Here is a 16,650-nt window from a genome sequence, read left to right as displayed (position 1 = left end):
CTCACCTGCACGAGGGATGCGCGCCACGGCGCAGGCCACCGGCGCGCGCATATATGCGCGCGCTCCCCCGCATTCCAGGCGCCCCCATTCTCGGAAGAGCGGAATCCTCATAAGGTGAGCAGTATTGAGTCGACGGCGACGTCGTACGGGATGGTCGAGGAGGACCTGCGGTGAGCGAGAAGAGCCCGAAGCTGCGCGCCGAGCTGGACGGCATTCCGACATACAAGCCCGGCAAGCCGGCTGCCGCGGGCGGTGCCGTCGCGTACAAGCTGTCCTCGAACGAGAATCCGTACCCGCCGCTGCACGGGGTGCTGGAGAGCGCGGTCGCGGCGGCCGGCAACTTCAACCGCTACCCCGACATGGCGTGCACCGGCCTGGTGAACGAGATCGCGGAGCGGTTCGGGGTGCCGGTCGAGCACGTGGCCACCGGCACCGGCTCGGTGGGCGTGGCCCAGTCCCTGATCCAGTCGACGGCCGGTCCGGGCGACGAGGTCATCTACGCCTGGCGCTCCTTCGAGGCGTACCCGATCATCACCCAGATCTCCGGTGCGACCTCCGTGAAGGTGCCGCTGACCGACGGTGACGTGCACGACCTGGACGCGATGGCCGAGGCGATCACCGAGCGGACCCGGCTGATCTTCGTCTGCAACCCGAACAACCCCACCGGTACGGCGGTGCGCCGCGCCGAGCTGGAGCGGTTCCTGGACCGGGTGCCGTCGGACGTCCTGGTGGTGCTGGACGAGGCCTACCGGGAGTTCGTGCGGGACACGGACGTGCCGGACGGCGTCGAGCTGTACCGCGACCGGCCGAACGTGTGCGTGCTGCGTACGTTCTCCAAGGCGTACGGGCTCGCCGGTCTGCGCGTCGGCTTCGCGATCGCGCACGAGCCGGTGGCCGCGGCGCTGCGCAAGACGGCGGTGCCGTTCGGCGTCAGCCAGCTCGCGCAGGACGCGGCGGTGGCCTCGCTGCGCGCCGAGGACGAGCTGATGGGGCGCGTCGGGGCGCTGGTGGGCGAGCGCGCCCGGGTCCACGAGACCCTGCTGGCTCAGGGCTGGACGGTGCCGGACACCCAGGCGAACTTCGTGTGGATGCGGCTGGGGGAGCGGACCGTCGATTTCGCGGCGGCCTGCGAGAAGGCCGGTGTGGTGGTCCGGCCCTTCGCGGGCGAGGGCCTGCGGGTCACGATCGGCGAGCCCGAGGCGAACGACCTCTTCCTGCACACGGCGGAGGCGTTCTTCAAGGAGCTGTAGACGGAGCTGTAGGTCGTCAGACCAGTTCCACGCGGATGGGGTCGCCGTCGCGGACGGTGGCCAGCAGGCGGGGGTCGCCGTCGAACGAGCCGAGCACGTTGCACGGGCTCGCCAGGCGGCTCTCGCCTCCGCGCGAGATGGGCGTGGGGCCGTAGGGCAGCGCGAGCGCGTCGCCCTCGGTCCAGAACGCGACCGTGCCGGGCTCGACGACCTGCTGGGCGTCGTCTTCCAGGGCCACGGAGACGCCGGTGTCGAAGTAGACCTCCTCGCCCCAAGTGTTGGCGGAGGCGGAGATCGGAAGGGCCGCGGCCAGCGCCTTGCTGGTCGGGGTCTCGTCGAGGGTTGCGGTGAGCAGGCCCGCGGGCCAGGAGATTCGAATCTTCATGCAACACATTCAACATTTTGTTGAATGTGTTGGCTAGAGGACCCCCGCTGCGAAGGGTCGAAAGTCGGTGCGCAATAATGCTTGTGAATGTGAACGCGTTCACAAGCGTGTCCTGCTTCCTCCCGGTATGGAGGGAACCCGCCAGGCAGACTGCGGCTGTGACCACGGCGACGACAAGGAGAAGACGACGTGGACCTAGCTTTGGCGCCAGAGACATTGGCGCGCTGGCAGTTCGGCATTACCACCGTCTACCACTTCCTCTTCGTTCCACTGACGATCTCGCTCGCCGCCCTCACGGCCGGCCTGCAGACCGCGTGGGTGCGTACGGAGAACGAGAAGTACCTCAGGGCGACGAAGTTCTGGGGAAAGCTCTTTTTGATCAATATCGCGATGGGTGTCGTCACCGGCATCGTCCAGGAGTTCCAGTTCGGCATGAACTGGTCCGACTACTCGCGGTTCGTGGGTGACATCTTCGGAGCGCCGCTGGCCTTCGAGGCGCTGATCGCCTTCTTCTTCGAGTCGACCTTCATCGGCCTGTGGATCTTCGGCTGGGACAAGCTGCCGAAGAAGATCCACCTGGCCTGCATCTGGATGGTGTCCATCGGCACCGTCCTGTCCGCCTACTTCATCCTGGCGGCGAATTCCTGGATGCAGCACCCCGTGGGGTACCGCATCAACGAGGAGCGGGGGCGGGCCGAGCTCACCGACTTCTGGCACGTGCTCACCCAGAACACCGCCCTCACCCAGTTCTTCCACACCATCACGGCCGCCTTCCTGGTCGGCGGCGCGTTCATGGTCGGCATCGCCGCCTTCCACCTGGCGCGCAAGAAGCACATCCCCGTGATGCGGACCTCGCTGCGGCTCGGCCTGGTCGTCATGATCATCGCCGGTGCAGGCACCGCCGTCAGCGGTGACCTGCTCGGCAAGGTGATGTTCAAGCAGCAGCCGATGAAGATGGCCGCCGCCGAGGCGCTCTGGGACGGCGAGGCGCCGGCACCCTTCTCGATCTTCGCGTACGGCGACGTCGACAAGGGCCACAACAAGGTCGCGATAGAGATCCCCGGCCTGCTGTCCTTCCTGGCGAACGACGACTTCAGCTCCTTCGTCCCGGGCATCAACGACGTCAACAAGGCCGAGCAGGAGAAGTACGGGCCCGGCGACTACCGGCCCAACATCCCGGTCGCCTACTGGGGCTTCCGCTGGATGATCGGCTTCGGCATGGCCTCGCTGGGCATCGGCGTGCTGGGGCTCTGGCTGACCCGCAAGAAGTTCATGCTGCCGCCGGGGCTGCGCACCTCGGAGGATGAGGTCCCGAACCTGGTCCTCTTCAAGCAGGCGCTGAGCCCCAAGTGGGGGCAGCTGTACTGGGTCGTCGCGCTGTGGACGATGGGCTTCCCGCTCATCGCCAACTCCTGGGGCTGGATCTTCACCGAGATGGGCCGCCAGCCGTGGGTGGTCTACGGGGTCCTGCGCACCCGGGACGCGGTCTCGCCGGGCGTCTCGCAGGGCGAGGTCCTCACGTCCATGATCGGCTTCACGCTGCTGTACGCCGCGCTCGCCGTCATCGAGGTCAAGCTCCTCGTCAAGTACGTCAAGGCCGGCCCGCCCGAGCTCACCGAGGCCGACCTCAACCCGCCCACCAAGATCGGCGGGGACGACAAGAACGCCGACCGGCCGATGGCCTTCTCGTACTGAGGCTGGGGAGACCACACCATGCAACTCCACGACGTCTGGTTCGTACTCATCGCCGTTCTGTGGATCGGCTACTTCTTCCTGGAGGGCTTCGACTTCGGAATCGGCGTACTGACCAAGCTGCTCGCCCGCGACCGCACCGAGAAGCGGGTCCTGATCAACACGATCGGACCCGTCTGGGACGGCAACGAGGTCTGGCTGCTCACCGCGGGCGGCGCGACCTTCGCCGCCTTCCCCGACTGGTACGCCACCCTCTTCTCCGGCTTCTACCTGCCGCTGCTGCTCATCCTGGGCTGCCTCATCGTCCGCGGTGTGGCCTTCGAGTACCGGCACAAGCGGGACGAGGAGCGCTGGCAGACCAACTGGGAACACGCGATCTTCTGGACCTCGCTGATCCCCGCGTTCCTGTGGGGCGTGGCCTTCGCCAACATCGTGCGCGGCGTGAAGATCGACCAGCACAAGGAGTACGTCGGCACCTTCCTCGACCTGCTCAACGCCTACTCGATCCTCGGCGGCCTGGTCACCCTCACCCTGTTCACCTTCCACGGCGCGGTCTTCGCCTCGCTCAAGACGGTCGGTGACATCCGGGGCCGCTCGCGCAGGCTCGCGACCCGGCTGGGTGTGGCCACCGCGGTGCTGGCCCTGGTCTTCCTGACCTGGACCCAGTTCACGCGCGGTGACGCCAAGAGCCTGATCGCCATGGTCATCGCGGTGCTCGCGCTGGTCGGGGCCCTCGGCTTCAACCAGGTGGGGCGCGAGGGCTGGTCGTTCGCACTGTCCGGGGTCACCATCGCGGCGGCCGTCGCGATGCTCTTCCTGACGCTCTTCCCGAACGTCATGCCCTCCTCGCTGGACGACGCGTGGAACCTCACGGTCACCAATGCCTCGTCCAGCGCGTACACCCTGAAGATCATGACCTGGTGCGCGGCCGTGGCCACCCCGCTCGTCCTGCTCTACCAGGGCTGGACCTACTGGGTGTTCCGCAAGCGCATCGGCACGCAGCACATCGTCGACGCGCACTGACGCCCGACCCTCCTGCTCGACCCTGCCTTGGGGGATGTTTCACGTGAAACCGATCGACCCGCGCCTGCTCCGGTACGCCCGCGCCACTCGTCTCTTCCTGGGGGCGGTGGTGGCCCTGGGCGTTGCCGGGGCGGGGCTGGTCGTCGGTCAGGCGATGCTCATCGCCGAGATCGTGGTCGGTGCCTTCGAGGAGGGGCTGGACGGGCAAGCGCTCCGGACGCCACTGCTGCTGCTCGCGGCGGTGGCGCTGGGGCGCGGCCTGGTCGCCTGGCTGACGGAACTGGCCGCGCACCGGGCCGGCGCGGCCGTCAAGTCGGAGCTGCGGGGCAGGCTCCTGGAGCGGGCCGCGGACCTGGGGCCCGGTTGGCTGACCGGGCAGAGGACCGGCTCGCTGGTGTCGCTCGCCACCCGCGGCGTGGACGCCCTCGACGACTACTTCTCCCGCTACCTGCCCCAACTGGGGCTCGCCGTGGTCGTACCGGTGGCGGTGCTCGCCCGCATCGTCACCGAGGACTGGGTGTCGGCGGCCATCATCGTGGTCACGCTGCCGCTGATCCCCCTGTTCATGGTCCTCATCGGCATGGCCACCCAGTCGCGGATGGACCGCCAGTGGCGGCTGCTGTCGCGGCTGTCGGGGCACTTCCTCGACGTGGTGGCCGGCCTGCCGACCCTGAAGGTGTTCGGGCGGGCCAAGGCGCAGGCCGAATCGATCCGCAAGATCACGGACGACTACCGGCGCGCGACGATGCGGACCCTGCGCATCGCCTTCCTCTCCTCCTTCGCACTGGAGCTGCTGGCCACCCTGTCGGTGGCGCTGGTGGCCGTGACCATCGGCATGCGGCTGGTCCACGGCGGCCTGGACCTCTACACCGGGCTGGTCATCCTGATCCTGGCGCCCGAGGCCTACCTGCCGCTGCGGCAGGTGGGCGCGCAGTACCACGCGGCCGCCGAGGGGCTGGCTGCCGCGGAGGAGATCTTCGATGTACTGGAGACCCCGCTCTCCGCTCCGGCCGGCGGGGCGGAGCTGCCGGTCGGCGCTCCGCTGCGGATCGAGATCGACGGAGTCGCCGTCCGCCACGACGGCCGGGGCGAGGACTCGCCCGGCCCCGTCTCGCTGACCGTCGAGCCGGGGGAGTGCGTGGCCCTCACCGGCCCGAGCGGGGCCGGGAAGTCCACGCTGCTCCAAGTGCTGCTCGGGTTCGTGCCGGCGACCTCGGGTCGTGTCCGGGTGGCGGGCGTGGACCTGGCCGAACTGGCGCCGGAGCAGTGGCGGTCGCGGATCGCGTGGGTGCCGCAGCGCCCGCACCTGTTCGCCGGGACGATCGCGGAGAACGTACGGCTGGCCCGGCCCGGGGCCACGGACGCCGAGGTGGCAGCCGCACTGGAGGAGGCCGGAGCGTGGTTGTTCGTGTCCGCGCTGCCGCAGGGGACGCAGACCCTGCTGGGTGAGGGGGGTGCGGGCCTGTCCGCAGGCCAGCGCCAGCGGCTCGCCCTGGCACGGGCATTCCTCGCGGACCGTCCCGTACTGCTGCTGGACGAGCCGACCGCCGCCCTGGACGGGGAGACCGAGGCCGGGATCGTGGAGGCCGTGCGCCGGCTCGCCGTGGGGCGGACCGTGCTGCTGGTCGTGCACCGGCCGGCGCTGCTGGAGCTGGCCGACCGGATCGTGGAGGTGCGCCCCGCCGGGCTGTCCCCCACCCCGACGCCTGCCGAGACTTCCGGGCTCGGCCCCCGGGACCCACGGCGGGACTCCGCCCCGGACGCCGAGGACGCGGTCCCCGCCGGACAGGCCCCGGCGGGCAAGCAGGGGGAGAACCCGCTCGCCCGGGTCCGCGCCGCGGCCAAGGCCTGGCAGGGGCGGTTCCGGCTCGGGCTGCTGCTCGGGGCGCTGGCCGTCGGGTGCAGCGTCGGCCTGATGGCCGTGTCCGGCTGGCTGATCTCACGGGCCTCCGAACAGCCGCCCGTGCTCTACCTGATGGTGGCCGTCACCGCCACCCGGGCCTTCGGCATGGGCCGGGCCGTGTTCCGGTACGCCGAGCGGCTCGTCTCGCACGACGCCGTCCTGCGGATGCTCGCCGACCTGCGGGTCGCCGTGTACCGGCGGCTGGAGCGCATCGCACCCGCCGGGCTGCGCGAGCACCGGCGCGGGGACCTGCTGGCCCGCCTCGTCGCCGACGCCGACGCGCTGCAGGACTACTGGCTGCGCCGGCTGCTGCCGGTCGGCACCGCGGTGCTCGTCGGTACCGGCTCCGTCGCCTTCACCGCCTGGCTGCTGCCCGAAGCGGGAGCGGTGCTCGCCGTCGGCCTGCTCGCCGCCGGCATCGGGGTGCCGCTGGTCAGCGGGGCCTGCGCCCGCCGCGCCGAGCGCAGGCTCGCACCCGCCCGGGGCGAACTCGCCACCCGGGTGGCCGATCTGTTGACTGGCACCGCGGAGCTGACCGTGGCCGGCGCGCTGGAGGACCGCAAGGGCCGGGCGCGCGAGAGCGACGGCCTGCTGACGCGGATCGCGGCGCGGGGCGCCGCCGCGAGCGGGCTCGGTGACGGTCTGTCCGCCCTGGTGTGCGGGCTGACCGTGGTGGGCGCCTCGGCGTTCGCCGCGAACGCGGTGCAGGAAGGACGGCTCTCCGGGGTGGCCATGGCCGTTGCCGTACTGACCCCGCTCGCCGCCTTCGAGGCGGTCGCCGCCCTGCCGCTCGCCGTCCGGTACCGCCAGAGGGTGCGCCGCAGCGCCGAGCGGCTGTACGAGGTCATCGACGCGCCGGTGCCGGTCGTCGAGCCGGAGCAGCCCGCCGCGGCACCCGCCTCGCCGTTCCCGCTGCGGCTCGCCGGGCTCGCCGCCCGTCACCCCGGCCAGGAACGCGACGCGCTGCGCGGGCTCGACCTGACCCTGGAGGCCGGCCGCCGCATCGCGGTCGTCGGCCCCTCGGGCTCCGGCAAGACCACCCTGGCCCAGGTCCTGCTCCGGTTCCTGGACCCGCGCGAAGGCACGTACACCCTGGGTGGGAGCGACTCCCGCACCCTCGACGGCGACGACGTACGCGCGCTGGTGGGCCTGTGCGCCCAGGACGCGCACATCTTCGACAGCTCCGTCCGGGAGAACCTGCGGCTCGCCCGGACCGGGGCGAGCGAGGAGGAACTGCGCGCGGCACTGTCCGCGGCCCGGCTGCTGGAGTGGGCCGACGGCCTGCCCGAAGGGCTGGACACGATGGTCGGCGAACACGGGGAGCGGATCTCGGGCGGCCAGCGCCAGCGCCTGGCCCTGGCCCGGGCGCTGCTCGCCGACTTCCCCGTACTGGTCCTCGACGAACCGGCCGAACACCTCGACCTGGCCACGGCGGACGCCCTGACCGCGGACCTGCTCGCCGCGACCGAGGGCCGCACGACCGTGCTGATCACACACCGGCTGGCGGGTCTGGAAGCGGTCGACGAGGTGCTCGTACTGGATCGCGGGGAAGTCGTACAGCGCGGCGCGTACGCGGAGCTGGCCGCCGCCGAGGGACCGCTGCGCAGGCTGCTGGAGCGGGAACGGGCAGCGGACGGGACTTTGGCCGACTTTCCCCTCTAATGGGTACTAACTAGGCTCAAGGGCATGTCAGCGCAGGAGTCGCAGGAACCACCCGAGCCATCACCGGGAACGCGGGGAACCCCCGCTGCGCCGGACCCGATGGAGGCCGCCGCCCAGGCCACCAGGAGTCTGCATGGCCTGTCCACCGAGCTCACGGCCCGGGTACCACAACTGCTGGAGGCCATGAGGTCGGTCGGTACCGGGCTTGAGCTGCACTCCACGCTCGACCGCATCTGCGAGACCGCCGCCGAGCTCGCGGACGCGCGCTACGCGGCGATCGGCGTCGTCGACACGGAGGGCCGAGGGCTCTCCGACTTCGTCACCTTCGGGATCAGCTCCGAAGTGGCTCGGGAGATCGGGCACCGACCCGACGGCAAGCGGGGCCTGCTCGGGGCGCTGATCTCGCACCCCGACACGGTGCGGCTCGCCGACCTGACCAAGGATCCGCGGGCGGCCGGGTTCCCGGCTCACCACCCGCCCATGAAGACCTTCCTCGGGGTCCCGATCCGCGTGCAGGGGGAGATCTTCGGCAACCTCTACCTCGCGGAGAAGAACAAGGGCGGCGAGTTCAACGACTACGACGTCCACATGGTCCGCGTGCTGGCCACCGAAGCCGGCATCGCCATCGGCAACGCCCGCCTGTACGAGGCCGCCACCCAGCGCGAGCGCTGGATCGACGGCTCGGTGGCCGTGACCACCGCCCTGCTGTCCGGCGGGGACGCCGACGACGCCCTCGCGGTGGTGGCCGAACAGGCCCGCCACCTGGCCGACTCCGCCGCCGGGATCGTGATGCTCCCGGCCGAGGAGGGCGGGATGGAGATCGTCGCCGTTTCCGCCGAGAACCCGGCCACCTCGCTGGGCGTGGTGATCCCGGCGGAGAGTCCCATCGTGGACAAACTGCTCCAAGGCGAGCCGGTCTTCGTGGAGGACGCCTCCTCCGACCCCCGCATGATCAGCAAGCTCACCAGCCAGTACGGGCCCTGCATGATGCTGCCGCTGCACAGCGGCGGACGGGTGTTGGGCGCGCTGGTCACCCCCAGGGCCCGCGGCATGCGCCCCTTCAGCGAAGCCGAGCGGACGCTGGCCACCCAGTTCGCCTCCCAGGCGGCGCTCGCCCTGATGATGGCCGAGGCCCAGCGCGACCGGGAGCGGCTCGCCGTCTTCGAGGACCGCGACCGGATCGCCCGCGACCTGCACGACCTCGTCATCCAGCGGCTGTTCGCCACCGGAATGATGCTGGAGGGCGCCCAGCGCCGCTCCATCGTCCCCGAGGTCCGCGACGGCGTGGGCAAGGCCGTGGACGAGCTGGACGTGACGATCCAGGAAATCCGCACCGCGATCTTCGCCCTCCAGCAAGGCCCGGCGGAGGCCCCGTCCGGGCTGCGCACCCGGGTGCTGCGGGAGATCAACATGGCCGCCGTGCCGCTGGGCTTCAAGCCCGCGCACCGCTTCCTCGGCCCGATCGACGCGGTGGTCGGCGAGCTCGTGGGCAAGAACCTGATCGCCGCGCTGCGCGAGGCCCTGTCCAATGCCTTCCGGCACGCGGACGCGTCCCGGATCGAGGTGGTCCTGGATTCCACCGTCACCCTTGCCGACGGGCGGCCCGGGGTCCGGCTGGAGGTCGCCGACGACGGGGTGGGCATTGCCGAGGGCGGCCGGCGCAGCGGGCTGCGGAACCTGCGTCGGCGGGCCGAGTCGCTGGGCGGCGCGAGCTCGTACGGCCCGGGCATCGGCGAGGACGGCGGCGGAACCACCCTGGTGTGGGAGGCCCCGCTCTAGGCCCTGACGACAGGGCCTAGATCTGCCCCTGCTGCCGCCCCGCGAGGTGTTCGGCGACGATGCGCTCGATGACGACGGCGACCCCGTCTTCGTTGTTGGCGGTCGTACGGCCGGAGGCGGCCGCGATCACGGCGGGGTGGGCGTTGCCCATCGCGTAGGAGGTGCCCGCCCAGCTGAGCATCTCCACGTCGTTCGGCATGTCCCCGAAGGCGACCACCTCGTCGGGGGAGATGCCCCGTTCGGCGCAGCACAGCGCCAGGGTGCTCGCCTTGGAGACGCCGTGCCCGCTGATCTCCAGGAGTGCGGTCGGGCTGGAGCGGGTGATCGACGCGTAGGCACCGGCGGCGGAGCGGGCCAGCTCCAGGAACTCGTCCGGCGCGAGCTCGGCATGGTGCGCGAGCAACTTGAGGACGGGCGCGGCGCTGCCGTCCGTGTCCTCGCGCAGCAGCTTCTCGGCGGTGGCCACGGTCGCGCCCGGGTCCTTGAAGAACGGCGGGTAGGCGGGTTCGTAGTTGATGCCGGTCGTCATCTCCACCGCGAAGGACGTTCCGGGGGCAGCCTCGCGCAGTGCCTCCACGACGGAGCGCGCGGCGCTCCGTGGCAGGGCCCTGACCTGTACGAACTCCCGCCCGGCGTGAAGGTCGACGACCGCCGCGCCGTTGGCGCAGATGGCCAGGCCGTGCCCGTGGACGTGATCGCTGACCACATCCATCCAGCGGGCCGGGCGGCCGGTCACGAAGAAGACCTCGATGCCGGCCTCCTCGGCCGCGGCGAGCGCGGCGACGGTGCGGTCCGATACGGACTTGTCGTCGCGCAGCAGGGTTCCGTCGAGGTCGGTGGCGATGAGCCGGGTCACGGGGGTCGTCCCGTCCGGACGCTGAGAGGCCGAGGTCACCGCCCCATCTTCGCCCATGGTTCCGGGACACCTGGACCGTGGTCGGATAGGGCCCACCCGAGGAGGGCGATGTTTCACGTGAAACATCGCCCTCCTCCGTCCTCCAGGAGTCCTTCGCTTTTCCACGTGGCGGCTTCGCCCTGGACCCACCGCGCCCGCGACCCGCCCGGGACGGTCGTAGGCTCGTGGGCATGGCCTTGCATCTGAGTACCGTGATCCTCCCCATCCACCGGTGGAGCGAGGGACAGAAGATCTGGCGGCGGGCGGAAGACCTCGGGTTCCATGCCGCGTACACCTACGACCACCTGTCCTGGCGGTCCTTCCGCGACGGCCCGTGGTTCGGCGCGCTGCCCACCCTGACCGCAGCCGCCACCGCCACCGAGCGAATGCGCCTGGGGACGCTCGTCACCTCGCCGAACTTTCGGCATCCGGTGACGCTGGCCAAGGAGCTGATCTCCCTGGACGACATCTCCGGCGGCCGAGTCACCCTCGGCATCGGCGCGGGCGGCAACGGCTTCGACGCGACCGCGCTGGGCCAGGAGGCCTGGAGTCCGCGTGAGCGCGCCGACCGCTTCGCCGAGTTCGTGCCGCTGCTGGACCGGCTGCTGACCGAGGGCGCGGTGAGCCACGAGGGGACCTTCTACTCCGCCGAGGAGGCCCGCAACATTCCCGGGTGCGTGCAGCGGCCGAGGCTGCCGTTCGCCGTCGCCGCGACCGGGCCGCGCGGCCTGCGGCTCGCCGCCCGCCACGGCCAGGCCTGGGTGACCACGGGTGACCCGAAGCTCTTCGAGGACGGCACGCCCGAGCAGTCGCGGGAAGCCCTGCGCGGGCAGGTCGAACGGCTCGACAAGGCGCTGGCGGAGATCGGGCGGGAGTCCGAGCCGATGGAGAAGGTCCTGCTGACCGGCTTCACGCCCGAGGCCAACCGCGTGCTGGAGTCCGTGGACGCGTTCGTCGACTTCGCCGGCCACCACCGCGAGCTGGGCTTCACGGAGCTGGTGATCCACACACCGATCCCGGACTCCGACTTCGCCGCGGACGAAGGCGTCTTCGAGAAGATCGCCACCGAGGCACTGGCCCAGCTGGAGGGCTGATCGGCAGCCGGCGCCAACCGCCGCTTCCCGCCCTCGTGCGCGGGAAGCGGCGGCTGCCGGCTCAGCTCCGCAACTGCCCGAGCACGCGCTCCGCGGAGGGAAGCAGCCAGTCCGGCACCTCGTCCTCGGGCAGCGGCCGCAGCTCGTCGATCAGCGCGGAGACACGGGCGGCGCCCGCTTCGGCATCGCCCCGCTCGTGCTCGGTCCAGGCGGCGTTGGTCAGGCACTGGAACCGGTCACGGAGATGGTCGGGGCCGAGCTCCGCGTAGGCCCGGGAGGCCCGGTCCCACAGCTCGATCTCCTCCACGCGCAGTGCGTCGACCTCCGCCGGGTCGAGGGACGGCGCGGCAGGGACCTCGTCTTCGCCCCCGCGCTCGTCGTCCTCGTCCTCGTCCTCGTCGTCCTCGTCGTCCTCGATGGGGTCGTCGGACTGCCCGTTCGCGTTGACGTGCCGGTCCAGTACCTGCGCCAGCTGGTGCCAGGTCTGGGCGAGTTCGGAGCGCAGCTCGGGTGAGCCGGGATCCGTCGCCAGGGCGGCCTCCAGCACCTCGGCGGCCTCGTCCATCCGGACCCGGGCCCGCGCCACCGACTCGTCGGTGACCTCCTCGCGCAGCCCCAGCCAGGCCAGGGAGCGCAGGATGCGCACCTCCGCGACCGGGGCTTCCCCCGTCAGTCGGTGCAGTTCCAGGGACCGCTCGTAGGTGGCGACCGCCTCCGCTTCCAGTCCCGCGTCGGAGAGGGTGTCGGCGGCCGACTGCGCGAGACTCGCCTGCGGGCGCGGGTCCTCCCAGCCCTTGGTCACCTCCGCGGCGAGGAGGTACTGCTCCGCCGCCGTCCGGGGCTCGTTCAGCCGGCGCAGCAGATCGCCCAGGAACTCCCGTACGAACACCGCCTGCTGGTCGCCGTGCTCCAGCAGATCGGACAGTGCCGACTGCAGGACCTCCGCCGCCTCGGCCGCCCGTTCGTCCTGCGCGTACGCCCGGGCCAGCAGCAGCCGGGCCTGCGCCCCGCCGTCGGCGGTGAGACCGGCCCGGTCGAACCAGTGGGACGCCGCCAGCGCGTGCTCGGCGGCCTCCGCCCCCTCGCCCCGCTCCAGCAGGACGTTCGCGAGGGTCAGCCGTACGACGCCCTGCGCCTCGGTGTCGGTCACCTCGGCGGCGTGCTCCAGCCCGGCACGCGCCGCCCGCTCCGCCTCCTCCGGACGGTCCAGCGACATCAGGACCCCGGCGCGCAGCACCAGCATGTCCACCGCCTGCCAGGGCCGGCCCGCTCCGATCGCCCGCTCGGCGGCACCTGCCAGCAGTGCCACGGTCCGCTCCGGGTCACCCTGCGCCAGGGCGACCCGGGCCAGCATCTCCTCGGCGTCCGCCACCACGTCGGGCAGTACCTCCCCGTAGGCCGCGATGAAGTCGGCCAGTTCGGCCGCGAGCCGGCCGTGACCGTGCTCCTGGCCGTGGTCGTCCGCCGGGACCGCCTCGACCGAGCGCAGGTACGACTCCACGCGGATCACCGACAGTTCCGCGAGCGCGATCCGGCGGGTCCGGAGCGGTTCGGCCGGGTCCAGCGCCTCGGCGGCCCGTACGGCCACCCCCAGCAGGTCCCTGATCCGCGCGGGCGCGGCCCCGGACTGCGCGGCCACGCTCGCCAGCCGCAGCTCGGCCAGCGCCGCACGCTCCGCCCGGCCCAGCGCCCGGTACTCGTCCCGGACCGCCGTCAGCAGCTCCGCCGCCTCCTCGGCCCCGCTGCGCGCGGCGGCCAGGGCACGGTGGTCAGCCAGGTCGGCGAGGACCAGAGGGTCGGTCTCCGGCCGCGCGTCCACGCGTACGGCGACCTCGGCCCACAGCGCGTCCGCACCGGGATGTCCCAGGTCACGAGCGCTGCGGGCGCGTTCCACCAGCTCGTCGAAGCCGGCGGCCGACGCGACAGGGGTTGCCGACGCGGTGGGTGCGGAAGCACCGGCCGTGGCGGGCGGGCCGGAGACGGCCTGCGGCAGCGCCGCACCGCGCACGCCCAGCGGGAGTACGCCGACCAGTGGCTCGCGCGCGACGCGTTCGAGGAACCGGTCCGACACACGGGTGGTGCCGTTGCGGGCGTCGAACCGCCGGGCGATGTCCAGGGCGCCCGCGTACAGGATCTCGTACAGCTCGGAGACCGTCCGGGGAATCCCCTCGTAGGGGACGGCGGGGAGCGCGCCGTGCCCCAATTCCTCCAGGCGGCGCAGCAGGACGAGGATGCCGCCGTGGAAGGCCAGCTGGTCGTCGACATTGGCGAGCGGGCCCACGTGCGGGGCGTGCTCGGCCAGGATCTCCAGGCCGCGCGACTCGTTGCCGGTGAGCGCGCAGAACTCGATGTGTCGGCCGACCGCGGGGAGCAGGCTGTCGTTGCCCCGGGCCAGGCGGTACCCGCGCACGTGGTTCGAGCGGGCCTCGTCCGTCCGGCCGAGCCGCAGCAGCGGCAGGAGCGAGGTGGCGAGCACCCGGTGAGGCTCCTCCGCGCAGGTCAGATCACCTTCGAGGACCGGCTTCCAGAGGTCGAGGGCCTCGGCGTCGTCCCCGTGCAGGACGGCGTACTGGCCCTGGCCGTTGAGTTCGCAGGCCCGGCAGTCGCTCATGGTGTCGCGGTCCGCGGCCTGCCAGCGGGCGAAGGCGCGCTCCGCCCGCTCGTCCTGGCCGATCGCGTGGGCGAGCCACAGCTCGGCCTCGCGGACGGGCCGCTCGCTGTAGCCGGCGGTCCGGTACCGGCGTTCCATCTCCTCCAGCCAGCCGGTGGCCGACTCCAGCGGAATGTCGGGGGAGTCGGAGATGGCCGTGGCCACCCACTTGAACTGCCAGAACAGCGAGTGCGCGTCCCATTCGGAGAAGGCGCCCGGGTCCTTGTCGTACTCCTGGAGCAGCCGGGCGAAGGGCACCAGGATCTTCGGGGACTCGGAGCTGAACAGGTAGGCGTTGATCAGGTTGTCGAGGGCGTCGCGGAACAGCGCCCGGTCGCCGCTCGCCTCCGCCGCTGCGGCCAGGGCCTCGGCGTGCGTGTTGCGTGCGGAGCCGTTCGGCGCTTCGCGGTTCTCCGCCAGACCCCGCACTATCTCCTCGCGCGTCACACTCGTCACTTCTGGTCCTCCTGGGCGTCGCGGGTGTCGGTGGAGTGCGTTGCCCATTCCAGGAGCCCGAGGAAGGCCCGGTTGAGCAGGGTCGAGTCGGCGGGGCGCAGCGGCCGCTGGGACATCAGCAGGGCTTGCCCGTACAGCGATTCGACGGCGGTGCCGGTCAGCGCCTCGTCGGGGAGGGCGGAGATCCGGCGGATCAGCGGGTTGTTGTGGTTGAGGACCAGTCGGGCGCGGGGAGCGGAGCCGCGCAGTGCGCCGAGGATGCCGCTCCACAGGGAGTCGGCGCTCTCCAGCGCGGCCGTCCGGTCGCGCTCCTGGCGGGCCTGGCGGTCGTCGAGGTAGAGGGCGGGGACGGCGACGGGTTGGAAGGCGCGCAGCACCACGTCACAGCCCTGGGCTTCCAGCCGGGTGCGCGCGGTGGCCAGGAAGGGCGCGAGGGCCAGCTCGGCGGAGGTCGGCACCGGGTCGAGCCGCTCGGTGACGGCCCCGGCGTCGAGCTCGGTGACCTTGAGCTCCGGTCGTACGACGGGCAGCAGCGCCAGCAGGTCCGCGTCGTAGGTGTAGCCGGCGTTGATGACGCCGAGGCCGTGGGCCGCGGCGATCGGGGCGATCTGGCGGAACTCCTCGACGGTGCGGGTGAAGTGGATGTCCGTGTGGGCGGCCGCGAACTCCTGCAGGCTCATCGAGCCCTCGCTGGTCTCGAACGGAAGCCACGGCAGCATCAGTGCGAGCAGTTCGGAGTCGTGCCGGGCCATGGACTTCACGCCGAGGTGGTGGACGCGCAGGAATGCCGCGAGGCGCTCCGGGTCGCTCGCCGCGAGTTCGGCGAGCCAGCCGCGGACGCGGGAGCCGAGGGCCTCGCGTACGGCGGACAGGGTCTCGTCGTCGTAGAGGTTCTCGCGGGAGGCGGTGGGCCGCAGGGTGTCCGTGTCGAGGACGACGCGGACGAAGAACGCCCAGTCCGGCAGCAGGTTGTCGGCCCGGTCGGTCAGCAGCATGCCCTTGAGGTGGACACGGTGTCCGGCCCGGTGGGCGGGGCTGGTCGGCTCGGGCAGGACGTACGCCACTCCGCGCACCCCGGCGACCGGCAGGTCGAGGTCGATGCTGTCGAGCGGCGTGAAACCGAAGAGCTCGGCGCAGTGCCCGGCGAGCGCGACGCGGCGGGCGGTGGGGGTGGGGAATGGGCGGTCCCACACGGCGGGCCGGTCGGTGACGGGGCGCGGCTCGCCGCCCTCGCCGTCCTCGAAGGTGATGTCGTAGGGCAGCAGGGAGCCGTAGTCGCGGGCCAGTTGCTCGACCTTGGCCGGGACGGTCCATTCCGCGGCGCCGGGTCGGGCTTCCAGTACGACGGTGGTGCCGGGCTCCGGGCGTGCCTCGTGGGGCAGTTCGCGGACGGTGTACGAGCCGTCGTCCGCGGCCAGCCATTCGACGGGCGCGGCCCGGGGATCGCGAGCGGAGCGGGTGACGACCCGTATCTGGCGGGCCACGACGAAGCAGGCGAGCAGGCCGATGCCGAACTGGCCCAGGAATTCGCGGCGGGTGGCCTCCAGGCCGTGGTCGCCGCCACGCTTGGAACTGCGGCCGATGGTGGCGAGGAGCGAGTGCGCCTCGGCGGCGGTCAGGCCGATGCCGCTGTCCTCGATGGTGACGCGGCCGCCGGAGGCCGACAGCCGGATGCGGACCCGTGCGTCGGGGTCGAGGGCGTGGCGGGCGGTGACCGCGTCCACGGCGTTCTGCAGGAGCTCGCGCACGTAGACGCGCGGGCTGGAGTAGAGATGGTGGGAGAGGAGATCGACCAGCCCACGCAGATCTACCTGGAAGCTATGGGATTCGGACGACGGGGATGCGGACGTCACGGTGCGTC

General features: G+C 71.9%; 10 protein-coding genes. 6 read left to right on the top strand and 4 right to left on the bottom strand.

The features are described 5' to 3' along the window. The first annotated feature begins 170 nt into the window (after positions 1-170). Positions 171-1,250, top strand: a complete 1,080-nt coding sequence (gene hisC / locus ACFV9H_RS06755) for a histidinol-phosphate transaminase (RefSeq protein ID WP_385394259.1) — start codon at positions 171-173, stop codon at positions 1,248-1,250. Between the two features lie 16 nt (positions 1,251-1,266). Here hisC and ACFV9H_RS06750 read toward each other — a convergent pair whose 3' ends face one another. Continuing rightward, on the bottom strand, positions 1,267-1,635 hold the full coding sequence (locus ACFV9H_RS06750; protein ID WP_329382250.1) for a cyclophilin-like fold protein: 369 nt from the start codon (positions 1,633-1,635) through the stop codon (positions 1,267-1,269). Between the two features lie 189 nt (positions 1,636-1,824). Between ACFV9H_RS06750 and ACFV9H_RS06745 the strand changes: the two genes are divergently transcribed. The 4 genes from ACFV9H_RS06745 to ACFV9H_RS06730 are packed head-to-tail and all read left to right on the top strand — an operon-like array spanning position 1,825 to position 9,694. Continuing rightward, positions 1,825-3,330 carry a cytochrome ubiquinol oxidase subunit I gene (locus tag ACFV9H_RS06745; RefSeq protein WP_385394256.1) on the top strand — a complete coding sequence of 502 codons (1,506 nt, stop codon included), beginning with the start codon at positions 1,825-1,827 and terminating at the stop codon, positions 3,328-3,330. Between the two features lie 18 nt (positions 3,331-3,348). Further along, a complete protein-coding gene (gene cydB / locus ACFV9H_RS06740) occupies positions 3,349-4,350 on the top strand; it encodes a cytochrome d ubiquinol oxidase subunit II (RefSeq protein ID WP_385394253.1) in 1,002 nt (333 codons plus the stop codon). A gap of 43 nt (positions 4,351-4,393) precedes the next feature. Further along, a complete protein-coding gene (cydD, locus tag ACFV9H_RS06735) occupies positions 4,394-7,915 on the top strand; it encodes a thiol reductant ABC exporter subunit CydD (RefSeq protein WP_385394250.1) in 3,522 nt (1,173 codons plus the stop codon). Between the two features lie 24 nt (positions 7,916-7,939). Beyond that, positions 7,940-9,694 (top strand): GAF domain-containing sensor histidine kinase, encoded by a 1,755-nt coding sequence (locus tag ACFV9H_RS06730; protein WP_385394247.1) that lies wholly within the window; start codon positions 7,940-7,942, stop codon positions 9,692-9,694. 16 nt (positions 9,695-9,710) lie between these two features. On the opposite strand, the gene ACFV9H_RS06725 is transcribed toward ACFV9H_RS06730, so the two are convergent. After that, entirely contained in the window at positions 9,711-10,607 is an 897-nt protein-coding gene (locus ACFV9H_RS06725; protein WP_385394245.1) for a Cof-type HAD-IIB family hydrolase, read from the bottom strand. A gap of 173 nt (positions 10,608-10,780) precedes the next feature. Between ACFV9H_RS06725 and ACFV9H_RS06720 the strand changes: the two genes are divergently transcribed. Then, positions 10,781-11,683 (top strand): LLM class flavin-dependent oxidoreductase, encoded by a 903-nt coding sequence (locus ACFV9H_RS06720; protein ID WP_385394242.1) that lies wholly within the window; start codon positions 10,781-10,783, stop codon positions 11,681-11,683. 61 nt (positions 11,684-11,744) lie between these two features. Here ACFV9H_RS06720 and ACFV9H_RS06715 read toward each other — a convergent pair whose 3' ends face one another. Further along, a complete protein-coding gene (locus ACFV9H_RS06715) occupies positions 11,745-14,789 on the bottom strand; it encodes a tetratricopeptide repeat protein (RefSeq protein WP_385394240.1) in 3,045 nt (1,014 codons plus the stop codon). After that, complete coding sequence (locus ACFV9H_RS06710) at positions 14,786-16,642, bottom strand: HSP90 family protein (RefSeq protein ID WP_385394237.1); 1,857 nt, start codon at positions 16,640-16,642, stop codon at positions 14,786-14,788. Before ACFV9H_RS06710 ends, ACFV9H_RS06715 begins: the two co-directional genes overlap by 4 nt. Positions 16,643-16,650: the final 8 nt, after the last annotated feature.

Origin of the sequence: Streptomyces sp. NPDC059874 (assembly GCF_042731135.1) — a bacterium.
In the GTDB taxonomy this organism is placed as follows: Bacteria; Actinomycetota; Actinomycetes; order Streptomycetales; family Streptomycetaceae; genus Streptomyces.
The sequence above is the reverse complement of the archived record's forward strand: the minus strand, read 5'-3'. Positions and strand labels throughout refer to the sequence as shown.

Coding starts and splice junctions, on each gene's coding strand:
- ACFV9H_RS06750 (WP_329382250.1), bottom strand. CDS start 1,635: ATGAAGATTCGAATCTCCTGGCCCGCGGGCCTGCTCACCGCAACCCTC.
- cydB (WP_385394253.1), top strand. CDS start 3,349: ATGCAACTCCACGACGTCTGGTTCGTACTCATCGCCGTTCTGTGGATC.
- ACFV9H_RS06730 (WP_385394247.1), top strand. CDS start 7,940: ATGTCAGCGCAGGAGTCGCAGGAACCACCCGAGCCATCACCGGGAACG.
- ACFV9H_RS06725 (WP_385394245.1), bottom strand. CDS start 10,607: ATGGGCGAAGATGGGGCGGTGACCTCGGCCTCTCAGCGTCCGGACGGG.
- ACFV9H_RS06720 (WP_385394242.1), top strand. CDS start 10,781: ATGGCCTTGCATCTGAGTACCGTGATCCTCCCCATCCACCGGTGGAGC.